This is a genomic window from Levilactobacillus bambusae, assembly GCF_003124125.1.
Taxonomy (GTDB): domain Bacteria; phylum Bacillota; class Bacilli; order Lactobacillales; family Lactobacillaceae; genus Levilactobacillus; species Levilactobacillus bambusae.
Map to the genome: position 1 here is coordinate 395,897 of NZ_QCXQ01000002.1, position 18,327 is coordinate 414,223.

General features: G+C 47.0%; 19 protein-coding genes. 9 read left to right on the forward strand and 10 right to left on the reverse strand.

All coding sequences use genetic code 11. The annotated features are described in order from the left end of the window. Positions 1 to 100 precede the first annotated feature (100 nt). Together DCM90_RS04710 and DCM90_RS04715 are read right to left on the reverse strand one after the other, a co-directional pair. On the reverse strand, positions 101 to 652 hold the full coding sequence (locus DCM90_RS04710; RefSeq protein ID WP_109250187.1) for a TetR/AcrR family transcriptional regulator: 552 nt from the start codon (positions 650 to 652) through the stop codon (positions 101 to 103). A gap of 260 nt (positions 653 to 912) precedes the next feature. Next, positions 913 to 3,372, reverse strand: coding sequence for a phosphoketolase family protein (locus DCM90_RS04715; protein ID WP_109250188.1), 2,460 nt, complete (start codon positions 3,370 to 3,372; stop codon positions 913 to 915). Between the two features lie 241 nt (positions 3,373 to 3,613). Here DCM90_RS04715 and DCM90_RS04720 point away from each other — a divergent pair, with 241 nt between their 5' ends. Further along, positions 3,614 to 4,342, forward strand: coding sequence for a GntR family transcriptional regulator (locus tag DCM90_RS04720; RefSeq protein ID WP_109250189.1), 729 nt, complete (start codon positions 3,614 to 3,616; stop codon positions 4,340 to 4,342). 167 nt (positions 4,343 to 4,509) lie between these two features. Here DCM90_RS04720 and DCM90_RS04725 read toward each other — a convergent pair whose 3' ends face one another. Next, complete coding sequence (locus DCM90_RS04725; RefSeq protein WP_165815212.1) at positions 4,510 to 4,965, reverse strand: hypothetical protein; 456 nt, start codon at positions 4,963 to 4,965, stop codon at positions 4,510 to 4,512. A gap of 66 nt (positions 4,966 to 5,031) precedes the next feature. Further along, positions 5,032 to 5,208 carry a hypothetical protein gene (locus DCM90_RS09990; RefSeq protein ID WP_165815213.1) on the reverse strand — a complete coding sequence of 59 codons (177 nt, stop codon included), beginning with the start codon at positions 5,206 to 5,208 and terminating at the stop codon, positions 5,032 to 5,034. A gap of 131 nt (positions 5,209 to 5,339) precedes the next feature. Here DCM90_RS09990 and DCM90_RS04730 point away from each other — a divergent pair, with 131 nt between their 5' ends. Next, a complete protein-coding gene (locus tag DCM90_RS04730; protein WP_109250191.1) occupies positions 5,340 to 5,966 on the forward strand; it encodes an FMN-dependent NADH-azoreductase in 627 nt (208 codons plus the stop codon). Between the two features lie 28 nt (positions 5,967 to 5,994). Beyond that, entirely contained in the window at positions 5,995 to 6,456 is a 462-nt protein-coding gene (locus DCM90_RS04735; RefSeq protein WP_109250192.1) for a MarR family winged helix-turn-helix transcriptional regulator, read from the forward strand. A 98-nt stretch (positions 6,457 to 6,554) separates the two neighbouring features. Here DCM90_RS04735 and DCM90_RS04740 read toward each other — a convergent pair whose 3' ends face one another. Further along, entirely contained in the window at positions 6,555 to 7,898 is a 1,344-nt protein-coding gene (locus tag DCM90_RS04740) for a dihydrolipoyl dehydrogenase family protein (RefSeq protein WP_225365967.1), read from the reverse strand. A 203-nt stretch (positions 7,899 to 8,101) separates the two neighbouring features. On the opposite strand from DCM90_RS04740, the gene DCM90_RS04745 reads away from it, so the two are divergent. The 3 genes from DCM90_RS04745 (at position 8,102) to DCM90_RS04755 (ending at position 11,210) form a co-directional block, all read left to right on the forward strand. Continuing rightward, the gene (locus DCM90_RS04745; RefSeq protein ID WP_109250193.1) at positions 8,102 to 8,323 is read left to right on the forward strand and encodes a transcriptional regulator; all 222 of its coding nucleotides are present in this window, start codon (positions 8,102 to 8,104) and stop codon (positions 8,321 to 8,323) included. 26 nt (positions 8,324 to 8,349) lie between these two features. Next, positions 8,350 to 10,518: an AAA family ATPase gene (locus DCM90_RS04750; RefSeq protein WP_109250194.1), complete on the forward strand. Its 2,169-nt coding sequence runs from the start codon at positions 8,350 to 8,352 to the stop codon at positions 10,516 to 10,518. Positions 10,519 to 10,604: 86 nt separating this feature from the next. Next, on the forward strand, positions 10,605 to 11,210 hold the full coding sequence (locus DCM90_RS04755) for a nitroreductase family protein (protein WP_109250195.1): 606 nt from the start codon (positions 10,605 to 10,607) through the stop codon (positions 11,208 to 11,210). 86 nt (positions 11,211 to 11,296) lie between these two features. On the opposite strand, the gene DCM90_RS04760 is transcribed toward DCM90_RS04755, so the two are convergent. Together DCM90_RS04760 and DCM90_RS04765 are read right to left on the reverse strand one after the other, a co-directional pair. Beyond that, on the reverse strand, positions 11,297 to 12,148 hold the full coding sequence (locus DCM90_RS04760) for an aldo/keto reductase (RefSeq protein ID WP_109250196.1): 852 nt from the start codon (positions 12,146 to 12,148) through the stop codon (positions 11,297 to 11,299). Positions 12,149 to 12,454: 306 nt separating this feature from the next. Next, positions 12,455 to 13,120: a DedA family protein gene (locus tag DCM90_RS04765; protein WP_109250197.1), complete on the reverse strand. Its 666-nt coding sequence runs from the start codon at positions 13,118 to 13,120 to the stop codon at positions 12,455 to 12,457. A 145-nt stretch (positions 13,121 to 13,265) separates the two neighbouring features. On the opposite strand from DCM90_RS04765, the gene greA reads away from it, so the two are divergent. After that, positions 13,266 to 13,745, forward strand: coding sequence for a transcription elongation factor GreA (gene greA, locus DCM90_RS04770; RefSeq protein WP_109250198.1), 480 nt, complete (start codon positions 13,266 to 13,268; stop codon positions 13,743 to 13,745). Positions 13,746 to 14,153: 408 nt separating this feature from the next. Here greA and DCM90_RS04775 read toward each other — a convergent pair whose 3' ends face one another. Together DCM90_RS04775 and DCM90_RS04780 are read right to left on the reverse strand one after the other, a co-directional pair. Then, positions 14,154 to 15,404 (reverse strand): D-alanyl-D-alanine carboxypeptidase family protein, encoded by a 1,251-nt coding sequence (locus DCM90_RS04775; RefSeq protein WP_109250199.1) that lies wholly within the window; start codon positions 15,402 to 15,404, stop codon positions 14,154 to 14,156. A 92-nt stretch (positions 15,405 to 15,496) separates the two neighbouring features. Then, the gene (locus DCM90_RS04780; protein WP_109250200.1) at positions 15,497 to 15,694 is read right to left on the reverse strand and encodes a PspC domain-containing protein; all 198 of its coding nucleotides are present in this window, start codon (positions 15,692 to 15,694) and stop codon (positions 15,497 to 15,499) included. Between the two features lie 201 nt (positions 15,695 to 15,895). On the opposite strand from DCM90_RS04780, the gene DCM90_RS04785 reads away from it, so the two are divergent. Together DCM90_RS04785 and DCM90_RS04790 are read left to right on the forward strand one after the other, a co-directional pair. Continuing rightward, on the forward strand, positions 15,896 to 16,510 hold the full coding sequence (locus DCM90_RS04785) for a DedA family protein (RefSeq protein ID WP_109250201.1): 615 nt from the start codon (positions 15,896 to 15,898) through the stop codon (positions 16,508 to 16,510). Positions 16,511 to 16,584: 74 nt separating this feature from the next. After that, positions 16,585 to 17,010, forward strand: a complete 426-nt coding sequence (locus tag DCM90_RS04790) for an Hsp20/alpha crystallin family protein (RefSeq protein ID WP_109250202.1) — start codon at positions 16,585 to 16,587, stop codon at positions 17,008 to 17,010. A 153-nt stretch (positions 17,011 to 17,163) separates the two neighbouring features. On the opposite strand, the gene DCM90_RS04795 is transcribed toward DCM90_RS04790, so the two are convergent. Then, positions 17,164 to 18,321: a glycerate kinase gene (locus tag DCM90_RS04795; RefSeq protein WP_109250203.1), complete on the reverse strand. Its 1,158-nt coding sequence runs from the start codon at positions 18,319 to 18,321 to the stop codon at positions 17,164 to 17,166. Positions 18,322 to 18,327: the final 6 nt, after the last annotated feature.

Consider the following 18,327-nt stretch of genomic DNA (forward strand, 5'->3'; position numbering starts at 1 on the left):
TTAAATAGGGATGACAACCGAATTCGATTATACGAACTTAGTTGTCATCCCTATTTGGTGTGGTTTTCAATCTAATTTCAAGTCGCACCGTGATGGAGTTCTAATCAGCCGGTAGAACTAAGGCCTGTTTGACCATCCGCCAAAAGTCTAATAACTGCGGCTGCTTGCCGTGGCGCAATTGGTAATCAATTTGGGTCATAACCGTATCCACACAGAAATCCTGTAAGTAATTTAACGGCAAGTGCGTGGTGAGTTTTGGAATCATATGTTCAGTTAACGCCGCCCGCACAATTCTCCGGTAGTTTGCGTTCAAGTCAGCCGTCTTCGTTTTAATTGACAGTAAGATCAAGATCTTTTCACGTTTAGGTGCCAACTCATCTAACAACATTCCCAAAGCTTCCCCTAACTCCCGGTCGTTAAAATCTTCAATTATCCACCGACTAAAAGCGCCCGTTTCTTCATCAACCAAACTGTTTAGTAGTTCAAACTTATCCTGATAATGATTATAAAAGGTTGAGCGCCCCACGTGAGCCTGGCCCACAATATCACGAACGGTAATTCGATCGAGCGAATTGGTTCGTAATAATTCAATCAGCGCATCCTCTAATAATGATTGAGTTGCCGTATGATATTCCCCTGATACCTGTGTCATACTCCTACCCCCCTAAAACTTTACAGACAGAATACTCCCCTTTGACCACATTATGGGGAATTTTGCTCATGATTACCAGAAATTGGATTCACAATTTAATTGTGTACCATTTTATAAAAATACTTTTTTAAATTAGCCCCTAAAACTCTATTTTAAGCAAAAAACAACGGATCCAACTCAAGCATTTGCAGCCCGAATCGGATCCGTTATTTTATTAGGAAGACGTTAATGACTTAACGCTCGCCCGTTTTTAAACTTAATTACTTCTTAAGGGGAGTCCATGACCAGTCAGTGAATTCTTCAATATCATGACCTTCTTCACGGGTAACCTTGAAGTGCTTAGCTAAGATGTCATCCATCTTCTGGTTAAAGGCAGCACCGGCAGCTTCGTCGATAACACCCTTGTCCATCAGAACTTGAACGGCGTCCTTAGCTTGGTTGAAACGGTCTAATTCAGAGTAAACACGCATGTCGTATGCAGTGGTGATGTCACCATCTTCACGGTATCCGTGGACGTGCAACCCTAAGTGTTGACGTTCGTAGAACATGGATTCAATTAAGTCTTCGAAACCGTGGAAACCAAAGACAACTGGTGTTCCAGATTGACCAAAGAAGTCGTTGAATTCAGCGTCACTTAATGAACGTTCTGCGTTCAGAGGGCCATTCTTCTTTTGAAGACGACCTAATTCAACAACGTTGACGTAACGCATCTTAACCGTTGGGAAGGCATCGTTGATCAAGTCAACGGCAGCCAAAGTTTCGATGGTTGGTTCTACACCGGCTGAAGCAAAGACGATATCAGCATCTTCGCCTTCAGCAACGGTTGAAGCCCAGTCAATGGTCTTAAGACCCTTAGTAGCCAATTCATCAGCTTCATCAACGGAGAACCATTGTTGACGTGGTTGCTTGGATGCCACAATGTGGTTAACCTTTTGACGGTCAGTGAAGGCCCGGTTAAAGACGGCAAGCAAGGTGTTCCCATCAGCTGGCAGGTATTGGCGAATGAAGTCAGACTTCTTTTCGGCCAAGTGAGTTAACATACCTGGATCTTGGTGGGTGTAACCGTTGTGGTCTTGTTGGAAGACCGTTGAAGTCGAAACTAAGTTCAATGATGGGTAGTCATTCCGCCACTTTTGCGCAGCTGCTTGACGGATCCACTTGAAGTGTTGAGTCGTCATAGAATCAACAACCCGTAGGAATGATTCGTATGAGGTGAAGACACCGTAACGACCGGTTAACGTGTAACCTTCAAGCCAACCTTCTGCTTGGTGTTCAGATAATTGAGCATCCAAGATCCGGCCTTCTGGGGCTTCGTATTGGTCATAAGGTTCGTTAACCTTACTTTCCCATTGACGACTCGTCACGTTGAACATATCCCAAAGTCGGTTAGACATGGTTTCATCGGGACCAAAGACACGGAATGAAGTTGGGTTCTTAGTAGCAATGCCAGCAAAGAACGTTGAAAGTACGTTCATATCCATGTTCCGTTTGCCATCTGGCAATTCAGTTCCACGGTTGCTTTCATTGATGTCGTTAGCTAATGACTTCCAGTCTGGTAAGTCAAGCAACTTAGGTGCAGCACCAAAGTCACGGCCACCATTAGCAACTGGGTTAGAAGCCATCCGCTTGTCACCCTTAGGGGCAAAGTCAGCAACTTCTGGCTTCAAGGAACCATCAGCGTTGAACAATTCTGCTGGCTTGTATGAGTTCATCCATGCTTCAAATTCTGGTAATTCACTCAAGTCGCCTTGCTTCAAGTCAAGCGGTACTTGGTGAGCACGGAATGAGCCTTCGATTGGTTCGCCGGCCTTGTTGTGAGTTGGGCCACCCCAGCCCTTAGGCAAACGAGCAATAATTACTGGCCATGCAGCAACTTCGCCATCTTCGTAACGACCGTTTTCACGGGCGTCCTTTTGGATTTGTTGGATGTCAGCAATGGCATCGTCAAAGACCTTAGCAGCCTTTTCGTGGTAAGCCATGTAGTCGTGGATGTCATCATTTTCGATGAAACGAGGTGACCAGCCAAGACCTTCGAAGAACTTCGTTAATTCTTCGTCGCTCATCCGGGAAGTTAAGGTTGGGTTAGAAATCTTGAATCCGTTAACGTCAAGAATTGGTAAAACGGCACCGTCATTCTTAGGGTTCAAGAACTTGATTGAGTTCCATGCAGTCATTGCAGGACCCGTTTCGTTTTCACCATCACCAACAACGGTAAAGGCAATTTGGTCAGGGTTATCTAAGACCGCACCGGTTGCGTGTGAGAGTGAGTAACCCAGTTCGCCACCTTCGTGAAGTGAACCTGGCGTTTGGGCAGTCATGTGAGAGCCGATTCCGCCTGGGAATGAGAAACGCTTGAACAAACGTGCCATTCCTTCAACGTTTTGTGTGATTTCTGGATAATCTTCAGTGTAGGTACCATCCAAGTAAGCGTTAGTCACCATAACTTGACCACCGTGACCAGGACCACCAATGTAGAACATGTTCAAGTTGTACTTGTTGATCAACCGATCAGCATGTGCGTATAAGAACGTCTGTCCTGAGATGGTTCCCCAGTGACCAATTGGCTTAACTTTTACATCGTCCTTTTGGATCGGTGTGTTAGTTACTGAGAATAGTGGGTTTGACTTCAGAAAAATCATTCCACCAGAGAGATAGGTCGTTGCACGCCACCAAGCGTCAACTTTTTCCAAATATGATTTGGAATCGTAATCTACTGCCATGAATTTAAAACTCCTTCAATGAATTGATAACTACTTCTTACCTGACAACACAGTGTAACCGGATTATTCAGGGTTCAAATAGATCCGCTTTACAATGTATAAGAATACCGAAATTTCACAAAAAGTCAACATTCTTCAAAATTGATACGACCCAATTTTAAATTATACATATCCAAAAAACATGGTATAATTTTTAAAAAATCACGCGCATTGGTTTAACTGACAGGAGAACAGAATTAAAATGGCAGATTTAGCATATCGTCAGATAATCCAAGATATCAAAAAACAAATTTTAAATCAGGAAGTCACTAATAACCGGCTGCCAGATGAACGGAGTCTCAGTGAGGCTTATGGTGTCAGTCGAAGTACCATTAAGCGGGCGCTAAATGTTTTAGCCCAGCAGGGAATTATCTTTAAAAAACGGGGTTCCGGGACGTTCATTAACCCCCTGTATTTAAAAAATCACTCCCTCTTTCAGTTTGACGGCAATAACCTAGGTATGACCGATAATATTAGCATGGCCGGTCAAAAATCAACCATCCAGCTATTGGATTACCAGGTTCAACCCGCAAGCCTGGAAATTCAGCAAAATCTTTTTTTGAATGAACACGACTTCGTATACCGAATTAAACGGCTTCGGTTCGTCGACGATAGCCCCATTATTATCGAAACCGGCTATATTCCCATTAAACTAGTCCCTGAACTTACCCCGAACATTGTCAAAAGCTCCATCTTTAATTACATGGACAGCGAAGACCATAAACGGGTTATTAAGTCCTTTATGTCCATTCAAGTCGCTCCATCCACTCCAGAAGATCAAGAGTTACTCAGCTTAACGGCCACGGAACCCGTTGGCATCATGGCGGGAACCTTCTTTTTAGACGACGGCACCCCGTTTGAGTTTTCCAGCATGCGGGTCCATTACCGTTACCTGAACTATAATACGTCCATTGATTTGGCCGAGGACTAGTTCCAATTATTTAAAATAATAAGTTAGATATTGAAAAAACGGGGTCGTGACATGAGTCAAGCCAAATCAAAATAGGGATCATCCCAAAACACGAGCAAAGGGTGTTCGTATTACGGGATGATCCCTATTTTGCCAGGCTTAGACGACTAATGTCACAGCCTTGTTTTTTAATTCACTTGGGTCATGACTGGTCGACCTGATTTTAATTGGTGGTACGTTCGGTAGGCACCGTATTTTTGGTTAGATTGATCATACAGTGCCAGCTTAATGGTATGTTTTCCGGCAGCTTTCACCCGGTACGCCCATTTTTCGTTGGACTGGCGTTCACCAACGTACGTTCCCCGGGCATAATACACGCCACCCGCCTTATGGTAGGCGGCTTGATTCATCCCCAATTGCGTCGAATTGGCCACGTTCAATTCAAACGTTTGGTCCGTCCCGTGAATCCATTCATATACGGGAAATCCCGCTGAACTGACACTATCCGTCGTCTTGAAGTACTTATTTCGGACAATTGCAGGCGTCCCCTGGCGCCAATGAGTGGTCGCTGATTCCGACTTGGTCGGCTGTGACCACATCGTCGAAATAAGTCCCGTTAGTCCGACCACTCCTAAAATCATCATCTTGTTCTTTTTCAAATTCCCCTTCACCCCTTAGCTCCGATTATAACATGTTATTAAGGGACTTTACTATCTCCGGTTCAGTGCCCGGACGCTGCCGTATACGGTTGCGCAAATGACAGTGGTTGCCCAGGCGGCAAAGCAGAGACTCATCATTAACTGTTTGTTTTTAGCTTTCGTTTCAACCCGTAGCTTTTGAAATTCTGCCTCGGATCCAGTTGGTTGATCAGACTGATTTGACTTCACGTTTCCACCTCCCAATTGAATTGCTTAAATTATAGCATACGAATTTTGGCTATTTTGTTGACATGGAAACAAAACTAGTTATAATGTTTACACGTAAACAAAATAATAATCATCGAAAGAAGATCATTTTTATGCCAACACTCTTAGTCATTCAAGCCCACCCTAAAACTGACCAACCATCAAACTCTTTGGCCGTTGAACAAACTTTTATTGATGCCTATACCCAATCCCATCCCCATGATGACGTGATTATCCGGGACGTCTATGCGGATCACGTTCCCGAAATGAACGACGAAACCTTTGGGGCCTGGCAAAAAATGAAGATGAACCAGGAACTTACCCCGGCAGAACAAACCCTTTTGAACCGGCACACAGACTGGTTAACTGAATTTACCGCTGCGGATAAATACCTGTTTGTTAATCCCATGTACAACCATTTTTTACCCGCTGAACTAAAACAATATATCGACGTTGTTTCAGTGGCCCGAAAAACCTTCCGCTACACCGCTAACGGTCCCGTTGGCATGATGATCGGTAAAAAGGCCGCCCACATCCAATCTGCTGGTGGCTACTACCACACCCCCGAAAACCCCGCTGGTGATTTTGGTTCGCAGTATTTAACTTCAACCCTCGCAATCTTTGGTATCATGGATGTAGTTGATATTGATATCGAAGGGGCGGATGCCCATCCAGAACAGGCTGGCGAAATTTTAGCCGCTGCAAAAGCGGAGGCCAAAACGGTCGCAGCAACCTTCTAGGTCGGCGCCCGGATTAGGGGGAATTATAATGGAAACGACTGAAGCACAGATTCAACAGCGATTAGTGCAGCTGAAGTCAAGCGAGACACAATCCGATGAACGGAAATGGATGCTTGATCATGCCGTATCAAAGCGGATGCAAGCCCAGCTTAACCGGCTCTCGGCGTTAGCACTCTCCGTGATTGCCGAGGTTGCTGATCACCCAGCCGAAAACGCAAGTGCCATCGCTCAGTCCCTGAACGTTACCCGGGGCGGCATCTCTCGAATTGCCAAACGTCTACTCGCTGATCAACTTATTTCAACCGTTCAGCGGGAGGGAAACCGCAAGGAGCGGAACTATGTGCTAACGGATTGGGGCCAGGACGTGGCTAACCTGCATCACCGGATGCACCAAGCTTTGGCAGCTCACCAAACCAAACTCTTCGCTGAATTTACGCCTCAGGAACTCACCACCATTAACCGATTTTTAAAGCTTGCCTTAGAAAACTAGCACTGACACTGAACCTTAAACCGGGTAAAAACGGTTAACTATAAAATCAAAAGCAACAACACAAAAATCGANNTCGATTTTTGTGTTGTTTTCTAGTGTCACTTAATAATTCGTTTACGCGTTTCCCAGGTATTACTTGGGAAAATATAAATCATCTTATCTAACTGAGCCTTAGTGACCCCTAATTCCATGTAACCCAAAAGAGTATTAATGGTATCCGGCGCTTGATTACTCATATCAACCGCCCCAACCAGCTGATCCGCTTGATCATAAATTAGGGTAATTTCGCTCCCCATTTCATTATCCGACTGGTGGAACCAGTCCTGAGCATAATCAACCGTCTCAACGCGGAAACGTTCCGGGGCCTGCCGAGCTTCAGCGGGAGAAATTCCCACTGAGGCTAATCGGGGCATCGTAAAGACGTTGACCGCAATGTTAGGGTACCGAATGGGAGCCGAAGTTTGATCGGTCAGCAAATCGGCTAAGTAGTGACTTTCAAAAACCGCGGTTGGCGTTATCTTAGCCACCGACTTAGCGATGACGTCTCCCGTGGCATAAACGTTGGGTTCACCCGTCTGTAGGTGGTCGTTCACGACGATCCCGTGAGCATTGGTTTGCACGTTAACTGCCGCCAGGTTTAATCCGGAGGTATTGGGAACTCGGCCGGTGGCATCTAAAATATAATCCGTTTCCAGCCGAAAATCATGGTCCCCGGTAACTTCGATTCCGCCGACAATCTGATGAGCGGCTGTAATGGACTGATTAAAAATAAACTTGACCCCATTTTGACGCATAATGGTCACTAACCGGTCAACGGTGGTTTGGTCATACGATCTGAGGGCTGCATTCCCATCCGTCACTAAGGTAACATCGGCCCCAGCCAGACTGGCAATGGAGGCCGCTTCCATTCCAATATAACCGGCCCCAATTACGGTCAATCTGTCGGGGAGGCTAGCAGATGAAAGAAAGTCGGTACTGTCATGCATCAGTTCACGACCTGGAACGTCCAACCGGTGCGGTACCTGACCCGTCACAATCACAATCTTATCCGCCGTAATGGTTTGCCGATCATCAATTCTTAACGTATGGGCGTCCACAAATTGAGCGTGCCCCGTGATGGTATGAACCCCGCCCTTATCCATCCGTTGCCGCATCTTATCCGATAGGGGTCCAATCACATCCTGCTTGTGGGCCATTAAATCAGCCCAGTTAATCTTCGGGACTTGATCAATCCCTAACCCCACTAACTCACGGGCTTCAAAAACGAGCTCGGCGGGGCGATCTAGCGTAAACTTAGCGTTGCAACCCCGGTTGGTACACGTCCCTCCCCAGAGACTCGACTCAATAATGGCGACGTTCAATCCCCGTTTAGCCATGGGAATTGCCCCGTTCCAGGCACCCTGTCCGCTGCCAATAAACACAACATCATAATCCATCTCCATCAATTCCTCCTTACCCGTTTCTTCTATTGTAGTGGTTTCTTTTCCATCTGCCTACTGCAATGCTCGTTGATTGTTCAAAAATGAAAGCCCTCTACTTCAACCTAACCCCGAAGTGCGTTAAAATAAAAACGTTCATAATATAAGTCGTTTTATTTGTAAATAGTCCACGATCGTGATATAACTACACATAGAGGAGGCAGACAATGCAATTCGACGTCAAGGCTTACTTAGATGATCGAGGCTTAACGATCTACCAAGTTGCTAAGCGCAGTGGCTATGGCTATACCACCCTGCATAAGTCGTTTAATAAGCATCAATCACAATCCACGCCTCTTAATTTACGTGATTTAGATGCCTTAGCAAACGCCCAAGATTTAGCAATGTGGCAGGTTTTACAGGTTCTCGAGCTGCATTATAAAAAATAATTCATTAATTTACTGGAGGTTTTAGTATGGCTAACAATTCATTTTATGGTAACGATCCGTTTAACCGGGACATGGACGATATTTTCAATCAACTTCTGGGACGTATGAACAGTATGGATGGGGAAAACGCAAACACCCGTTATTCGATCAACGGCCATGAGCTAACCCCAGAACAATTTGCTCAATACCGGGCCACGGGTAAATTGCCTTCTGGCGTTCAATCCGGAGCTGCTAACGGGCAACCCGGCCAAGCTGGCAACGGTAACGGTAAGGAAGGTCCCTTAGAAAAGCTGGGCCGGAACTTAACGGATGAAGCTCGGCACGAAGAACTCGATCCCGTAATTGGCCGGGATAAAGAAATTCAAGAGACCGCTGAAATCTTAAGCCGGCGGACTAAGAACAACCCCGTTTTAGTTGGAGCGGCTGGGGTTGGTAAGACGGCCGTTGTTGAAGGCTTAGCCCAAGCAATTGTTAAGGGCGACGTCCCAGCAGCCATTAAGGACAAGGAAATTATCTCCATTGATATTTCTAACCTTGAAGCGGGTACCCAATACCGGGGCTCCTTCGAACAAAACATTCAAGATTTAGTCAAGGAAGTTCAAGACCGCGGCAACGTGATCCTCTTCTTTGACGAAATTCATCAAATCTTAGGGGCTGGATCGGCCGGCGATGGTGACGGCAGCAAGGGCTTAGCCGACATTATCAAACCCGCTTTAAGCCGGGGCGACCTTTCCTTGATTGGGGCAACCACCCAGGATGAATACCGGAATACGATTATGAAGGATGCGGCCCTTGCCCGTCGGTTCAACGAAGTGACGGTTAACGAACCCACCCAAGAACAAACCTTTGATATTTTAAAGGGCGTGCGGAACCTTTACGAAAACCACCACAAGGTTAAACTACCTGATGACGTTTTAAAGGCCGCCGTTGACTACTCCGTTCAATATATTCCACAACGCAGTTTGCCCGACAAAGCCATTGACTTAGTGGATATGACTGCCGCTCACATTGCAGCCAAGCACCCCGTTACAGACCGCGTTGACCTGGAGCAGCAACTTGCTGAAGCCGAAAACCGGAAGAACGATGCTGCTGCTAAGGAAGATTACGAAGCCGCTAACAAGGCTAAGAACGAAATCGACCAGTTAAACGCTAAGTTGGAACACGGTGATGACAAACAGGATCAACCCGTTGCAACCGTTAATGACGTTGCTCAATCCGTTGAACGCTACACTGGAATTCCCGTTGCTAAGATGGGTGCCAGCGATATTGAACACTTAAAGAAATTGAACGAACGGTTAAAGGGCAAAGTCATCGGCCAAGATGAAGCCGTAGAAATGGTTGCTCGGGCCATTCGTCGGAACCGGGCTGGTTTTGACGAAGGTTCCCGTCCAATCGGTTCCTTCCTCTTCGTTGGTCCAACCGGGGTTGGTAAGACGGAATTAGCCAAGCAGTTAGCTCTGGATATGTTCGGCAGCAAGGATGCCATCATTCGGTTAGACATGTCCGAATACCAAGACCGGACTGCCGTTTCGAAGTTAATCGGGACGAGCGCTGGTTATGTCGGCTACGAAGATAACTCCAACACGTTGACCGAACGTGTTCGCCGGAACCCATACGCCATTGTCTTACTTGACGAAATCGAAAAGGCTGACCCACAAGTCTTGACCCTTCTGCTTCAGGTAATGGACGATGGCCGCTTAACAGACGGTCAGGGCAACGTGATCGACTTTAAGAACACCATCATTATTGCCACCTCTAACGCCGGATTCGGTAGCGAATCAATGACGAAGGATGATAAGAAGGATGAAAGCTTAATGGATAAGCTCTCCCCTTACTTCCGGCCAGAATTCCTTAACCGGTTCAACGGAATTGTTGAATTCAGCCACTTAAGTAAGGACGATCTGTTAGAAATCGTTAACCTGATGATTGACGACGTTAACAAGACGTTAGCAAAGAAGCACATTACCTTAGAGGTAACGGACGATGCTAAGGCTTGGTTAATCGAAAAGGGTTACGATGAAGCCATGGGAGCTCGGCCACTCCGTCGGGTAATCGAACAAGAAATCCGGGATAAAGTAACTGACTTCTACTTGGATAACGTTCACGTTAAGCATTTAATCGCTAACGTCGACAACGATACCATCGTTGTTAGCGAAGCTAAAGACGACAAAAAAGCTGAACCCGCTAAGAAATAATTAGCGGCCACGTTAAAATAACTCCCACAAATAAGGTCAGCGAGCCTTATTAACGGGGGTTATTTTTATTGAAGGAGGAAATCACCATGTCTAATGACTACCTAAAACTGCTAGCTAGCCGACCTAAAGTGACCCAACTCGGCCAGCAAACGAACCTATTGGAATCCGATCTCGTAACAGCCATTGAATCGGCCATTGACAATACACCGGCTCCAACGGAAACCCCGACCGTCCGAGCCGCCATTCTATTCGGTGGCGCTCATGAACAACTCTGGGAGTTTGCATCCGATGCCCGGGCTTCGGATGCCTTCAATCAGTCGGACAGTGAACGGGTCCTGACCACCATTCGCGATCAGTACGCTAACGGGTTAGGGACGGTCCTTTTTTTCACGGATACGGCTGTAACAAAACAGTTACGTCACAAGCACCCCCACCAGTCGGACTGGTTTAAGACGGCCACCATCATTGAGAACGGAATGGCCCAAATGAACGTCTGGACCCTCTTGACCTCCCTCGGACTCGGGGCATCCCTTCAACATTTCAACCCCGAAATTAACGATCAGGTTTTAGAGACGTTTAACCTCGAAACCAGTTGGCTGCTTCAAGCCCAAATGCCCTTCGGTTCCGTTGAGGGTGAAACGAACTTGGATCACCCAGATGACGCCACTAAGCAATTCAAGGTTCTGGGTTAATTTCCTCAAATAAATGGTAAAACAAAGACGCCACCTCCAATTTGAATTGGAGGTGGCGCCTTTTATTATTAGTTTCAACTTAATCGCTATTTTTCTGATTCCGGGTGGAAATGTTCGGGTGCCGGATCCTTCATGGCGTTTAACGTCTTCATATCGGTATCGTTAATGCTAAAGCCAAGGTCAGCGTTGTTCTCAATATGACCTAAGGAGGTTGCCTTTGGCAAAGCAACCAGGCCGTTTTCAAGCACAAACTTCAGGGCTAACTGAGCCGGAGTAACGTTGTACTTATCTGCCAACTGCTTAATTTCAGCGTTCTTCAGCATGTCACCAGTTGCTAACGGTGAGTAAGCCTCAACGACAATGTCATTTTTCTGTGAGAACTGAGTGATTTCAGGTTCAGTATACCCAATGTAATACTGAATTTGGTTAATCATTGGTTTAATTTCAGCCCCACCCATGATGTTTTGCAGGTCGTGGACGGCAAAGTTTGAGACCCCGATTGCCTTAGCCCGACCACTCTTATAAATATCTTCAAGGGCCCGCCAAGCTTCCTTGTTTCCGGCGTCCTCGTCCTTTCCGATGTTATTCCATGGCCATGGCGCGTGAATAATGTATAGGTCGACGTAATCCATGTCTAATTGTTTTAAGGATTCTTCGAATGAGGCCATGGCGCCTTCGTACGTTTTAATTTCGGCTGGCAGCTTCGTGGTCACAAAAATTTCGTCACGGAAGATCCCAGAATCTTTAATGGCCTTCCCCACGCTAGCTTCATTTTCGTAGGCCCGAGCGGTATCAATGTGCCGGTAGCCCACCTTTAACGCGTCCTTAACGGCATTGTATGCCACATCACCATTTGGAATCTGCCAGGTTCCAAACCCCAACTTTGGAATTACTGTTCCGTTTGATAACTTATAGGTTTCACTATCTAAAACCGTCATGAATGACTCCCCCTTTTTGGTTGTTACCCATCTATCGTGAACGGCTCATTACTAAAGTAACGAGCTTTTGGGAATACGGCGGACTCAGCACGATCGTGCCTTGCACATTGTGCTGAGGTTACCGCTATTGACCACGGCTCGTTCCGAGCCTTAGAGTTGATGATGAACGGTCAGCTTGGTTCTCGCTAACAGTTTAATTTTAACATACTAAAACCTATTGCGGTGCCCAAGACATTGCTTCATCTCACTATTAAAATAGTGTGTTTTCTCAACTGGCGCCACTTATAAAAATAAGCTTCGACTAGGTCAATCTTTCTGCTTATTTGCCTTAACTTTATTTTCTAACTGCTTAAACAACTTGTCCGTTAACGTTGGCAAAAAGATGACGAGGAACATGATGTAAACGAAGTAGTGCTGAACGAATAGACTGTGGCCAAAGAAGTAGCCGACCAAGGTACAAATTCCGACCCAGAGAACTGCTCCGACCCAGTTATAGCGTTGAAACAGTTTCCAGTTCATCCGGCTGGCCCCCGCAAAAGTTGGTGCCAGGGTGCCCACCCACGGCATAAACTGACCGAGCGTCAACGACCGTTTCTCATGGTGCTGAAACTGGTTGAGCACGTCATTCACCTTGTTTTGGGGGAACAGCTTCTTAAACCATTTCCGCTGTAAAATGCTCTCGCCGTTTTGGTATTTAACCATTCCGCCTAATCCCACTGCCGCCGTTAAAATTATGATCAGCAGCCAGACCTCCAACTTCGAATCCGGCCGGGCAGATAATGATCCCAGGGCAAAGAAGAGCACCTGGCCGGGTAAAAACGAGAAGAGCAGGTTCGCACATTCAATAAACATGAGGGCAAACAAAAAAACGTAGATCCACGGTCCAATGGCATTGGTTAGCGGTACCAAGTAATCCATGGGGTCGGAACAAAAACGAATGATTCTTTCAACAATGGTGGTGATCTCTGGCATCACTCAACCCTCCTCTTAAACCTAATTGTATTATAACATGTTCGGGTTTTATCGACCTTGTTTGCGGTTGCAATAAATTCTTTTTTTACCGGCTAAAGTGCGATAAACTAATGGCACAAAATAAATCATCCCTAGGAGTCGGAATATGGCACAAGATCCAGAGTTAACCCCCATTACCCGGGCTGGTTACGAGCACGTCGTTGCTGAAATCAACGACCTCAAACTAAATAAGCGTCCCGGACTACTAAAACAGCTATCCGCAGCTGCGGCACTTGGCGACCGCTCAGAAAATTCCGAGTACACGTCAGCCAAACACGACTTACGTCAAATGGAGGGCCGGTTGCGATACCTCGATAAAATCATGACCTACGCCGATATTATCGAACCCGCTGAAAATGACTTGGCTTCGATCGGAAAAACGGTCACCATTCAATTCATGGACGATGAATCTACGGAAACCTATCAATTAGTGGGTCCCACCGAAGCCGATCTCGAGCACGGCAAGTTAACGATTGCGTCCCCCATTGGTCGAAAGCTAAACGGTCAACCAGCCGGGACCATCGTTTCAGTGGACGCCCCAAACGGCGCTTACCAAGTCAAGTTGACCAATGTAACCCTCCCATAGGTCTAGGGAATTCCACACGAAAAACGGCCGAGACGGCCAACGTTTAGGCCATACTAAATAGGGCGACTACCCCCGTTCGATTGCATGTGAATCGGACTGGGGTAGTCGCCCTATTTAATTGTCGTTAGTTAGGGGTCATTCTTCACGAACTACCGAGTGATTCCACACCCTTTAGTCGGGTTCCGCTTCTCAACTTCCTGTGGTTAACCAAGTCATCGAATAATGCCTAAACCCAGCATTTCCCGATGACTCAGTTAATCCTCAGAAGTAAGCGAGAAGTTCCACACCCTTTAGTCGGGTTCCGTCACTCAGATCCCTCCGGATAAACCAAGAAACAAATTATGCTAAGGCCCAGCATATTTTGTTTCTTATGTTATTCCTCGAGACCTACCGAGTGATTCCACACCCTTATCCACGAAAAGCTGACTGCTGAGCTAAGCTGGCGTTAATCGGTTGAAAATCACTGTTCCGGTGCCAAATTTCATAGCTAATCGGGTAGTATGGCGTGTTCGTGCAGTACTCAACGGTTTCCTTAAGCCCTAAGTTCTTATCCGTAACCTGTTTACGGGCCACTAAGTTGCCGGTGGGAATCATCCCATTTAGCGGAGTAGTTGCCGTTACCGTCCCGGTTAGATCCTCCAAATTGGTATCATCCGAAATCCATAGGCCAGTGGTCGTGCTAACCGAGGGTGCCGATAATAGGCGGTTGGAATCGGGCGTCCGAAGCGCGACCGGCCGGGGGGTGATCTGTTCGTACGTATAGGTTTCCTTGAGGTTCTTCATTAACTTAATCATCGTGGGAAACGAACTTTTGGCCCCGAGAACCGTTGCAATAATCCGGTGGCCGTCCACCGTATAAGTCGTGGTGTAGCACATTAATGCCTTAGGTGTATAACCAGTCTTTAAACCGTCCACCTTCAAATCCTCATCGTAGTACGGCTGACCTGGCAATAGTTCGTTAGACGTCATGACTGCCGTTCCGTTAACCTTTTCGTTCGTCGTTTTAGCCACCTTGAGCACGTCCGGAAATTCATTAATTAAATGTTGCGAGATAATCGTAATGGCACTCGCAGAAACCAGGTTTTGAGCCTTTTTATCGGTACCCTTCAAGTCGTAGTGGTACTTCGTCAAATCCGTGTTATCTAACCCAGATGAACTGACAAACTTGGCGTCAATGTGCCACCGTTTGGCCTGTTCATTCATCATTTGGATAAAGCGAGCGTTACTTCCCCCGACTTTGTTTCCGAGGGCAATTGCTGCACTATTGGATGACGCAATTAAGGCCGCATCAAACAACTGCTTAACGGTAAACTTTTCGTTAGTCTTCATTTCGACTGATCCCGTCTCCGAGTTCTTAGACATTTTCTGTAGCTCTTTATCAATGGGGACGTTATCCGACCAGTTGAGTTTCCCCGACTGAACGTCACGTTCCACTAAGTAGAGCGTCATTAACTTGGTTAATGACGCAATGGGTACCTCTTGGTTTTGATTCTGCTGGTAAAGCACCTGGCCGCTTTCAGCATCAATGGCGTACGCCGCCCGGGCCGAAACGTGATCCAGTTGACTACTGGCATTAGCCGTTTGCTGGGGTAACCATGTACACAACACCGCAATAACCGCTACAATAACTCCCATTTTCCCCCAAAATGTGTTCTTCAAAATGAATGGGCTCCTTTTTTGTTAAATTAACAGCTAAGCTCCGGTTGGTGTCCCCACTCCAATCCGGGCTTAGCTGTCGGCAGATTAGTTACCTAATCAGTTTCAATCGGACTCTCCATTAACATCCATAGAATCAAATACACTAAAATTCCAGGAAAAATGACCGTCATTGATAACAACACATAGATAACCCGAGCGATTGTTGCATTCCAACCGTACTGAGCTGAAATTCCACCAATCACACCAGCAATTACCGCATTGTTTGCACTTCGATGAATTGGAATATGCATGTTAATCTCCTCCGTTTCAATTAATCCATTCAGAAAAGCTTATTACCATCATTATATAGGGAGATGAAAATTCTGACCAGAAAACCGCCTTCAAAACTTGCTTTAACCTTTCCTTAAGGCAGACCGTTATCAGTTGAGTTTCCCAGGGGCCCCCTGTAGAATACAGTGTAACAAATTGAACGAGATACGAGGGGAAAAAACATGGACAACGCACTCATAACCGAATTGATTTCACAGTTTGGCTACCTCGGCATTGCCGCGCTAATCGCACTTGAAAACCTCTTTCCACCGATTCCATCCGAACTTATCCTAACCTTTGCCGGCTTTTTAACGCTTTCCTCCACCCTCACCATTCCGGGAGTCATCCTGGCAGCAACGGTTGGAGCCGTTACCGGGGCCCTAATTTTGTATGGTGCCGGCCGGCTAGTTAAGGCGGAACGACTTGAACGCTGGTTAGGCAGCCGGATGGGACGCTATCTTCACGTGAGACCCGCCCACATTCAGCGGGCCCAGCGCTACTTTCAAACCCATGGCCTATTCGCCATCTTCTTTGGCCGGTTCGTTCCAGTCGTTCGAAGCCTGATTTCCATCCCAGCGGGGATGTCCTCTTACTCCCTGGTCCGGTTTATCGGCTTCACTTTTGCGGGAACCTTGATCTGGAATACCGTGCTAATCTTTGCCGGTCACTTAGCGGGAAATGCTTGGCCGACCATCCTAACCACTATGAAATCCTACAGTACCCTCTTGATCATCGCCACTGGGTTCCTCCTCATCAGTTGGGCAAGCTGGGCTGCTTTTAAACGCCGCCGCAGCTAACAAATTGCTTGCGTATTTGACCAATCCTGACTATTATAAGGGTGTTCCAAAAATAAACGAAGGGGGTCATCAATTTGGCTAACGATTTAAGTAACGGTTTTTTCAGTAACTTTGCCCCACAAAACTTGTTTGATGAATTTAATCACGCATTTAAGGATCTGGATTCATCGGCCACAATGAAGACCGACATTGTTGATCACGATGATCGGTACGTGGTGAAGGTCAACATCCCCGGTGCCAAGAAAGACAATATTCACATCGACTACCGGGATGACACCCTTCGGATCTCCGCTTCCTACGACGTTCGGCGTGAGGACAAGGATGATCAGGGAAACGTACTGCGTTCCGAACGCAACACCAGCAATACATCCCGCAGCTTCTACCTGCCTGATGCTGACAAAGATCAGGCCAAAGCAACGTTTGAAGATGGCGTTTTGGAACTGACCCTTCCAAAAATCGTCAAGGATACCGATCATGATGATCACATTAGTATCCAATAACACTCTCCCACTGAGCAACTTCTAATTAAACACGGCAAGGACATAAGACGTTCAGGCCATACTAAATAAAACCAGGGACCAGATTCGATTATATTTTGATCGGATTTGGTCCCTGGTTTTATTTAGTTGTGGTTTTAGTCGGGTTCCACCGTTCTACCGAGCGGTTCCACACCCATCCATGGCTCTAATTAACCGGGCGACATTCTCAGCGGTCTTTTGCACGTTTGAACCGGCCTCTGAAATCGCTTGGTCTAAGGTTTCAACGCCGGGGACGGTACTAAAGATTGCGTCAATTCCTAATTCATAGAGTACCTCGGTACCCTGACCAATCTTACCAACCAGGGCAATTACGGGTAGGTCACCGGCCGTTTGCTTCACGGCTTGAGCCACCCCCATTGGGGTTTTACCGTACTGGGTCTGAAAATCCATGCCGCCTTCTCCGGTGAAGACCACGTCCGCATCCTTCACCCGATCACGTAAATGCGTTTTCTCTAATACAATCTCAACCCCACGTTCAACGGTCGCGGAGGTAAAGGCTAAGAGTCCGGCCCCTAATCCACCCGCAGCCCCCGAACCAGGAATTTCAGCCACTTCGATCCCTAAATCGCGGGCAACCACCTCCGCATAGTGGGCTAAGTTGTGGTCTAACCGTTGGACCTGATCTGGGGTGGCGCCCTTTTGCGGGCCGAAAACTACGCTGGCCCCCGTGTTGCCAGTCAAGGGGTTCGTCACATCAGACGCCATAATGACCTCAACCTTATCCAACCGGGGATCCCTGCGACTCGCATCAATTCGGACTAATTCGGAAAGGTTCCCACCCCCAACCGCAACCTCGGTTCCATCCGCTTTCAGGAGTTGCACGCCCAAAGCTTGGGCCATTCCCGCTCCCCCATCATTCGTCGCGCTGCCGCCAAGTCCTAAAATCAGCTGGGTAGCCCCCTGATCCATGGCCGCCCGCATAAGTTCACCGGTTCCGTACGTCGTCGTCACTAGCGGATTTGCCGTTTCATCATCAATATACTGAATGCCGCTGGCGGCGGCCATCTCAATCACGGCGGTGTGCCCGTCCCCTAAAAGACCGTACGTTGCTAACGTGGGATGCCCCAACGGGTTTGTAACGGTGGCCGTTAATAACTGGCCATGGGTGGCATCCACCAATGATTGAACCGTTCCTTCGCCCCCATCGGCCATTGGAATCATTTCGATTTCTGCATCCGGGTACACCGTTTGGATTCCCCGTTTCATTGCAAGTGTGGCCTCTTTGGCGGTTAAACTTCCCTTAAACGAGTCCGGCGCTAATACAAATTTCATGCTAGG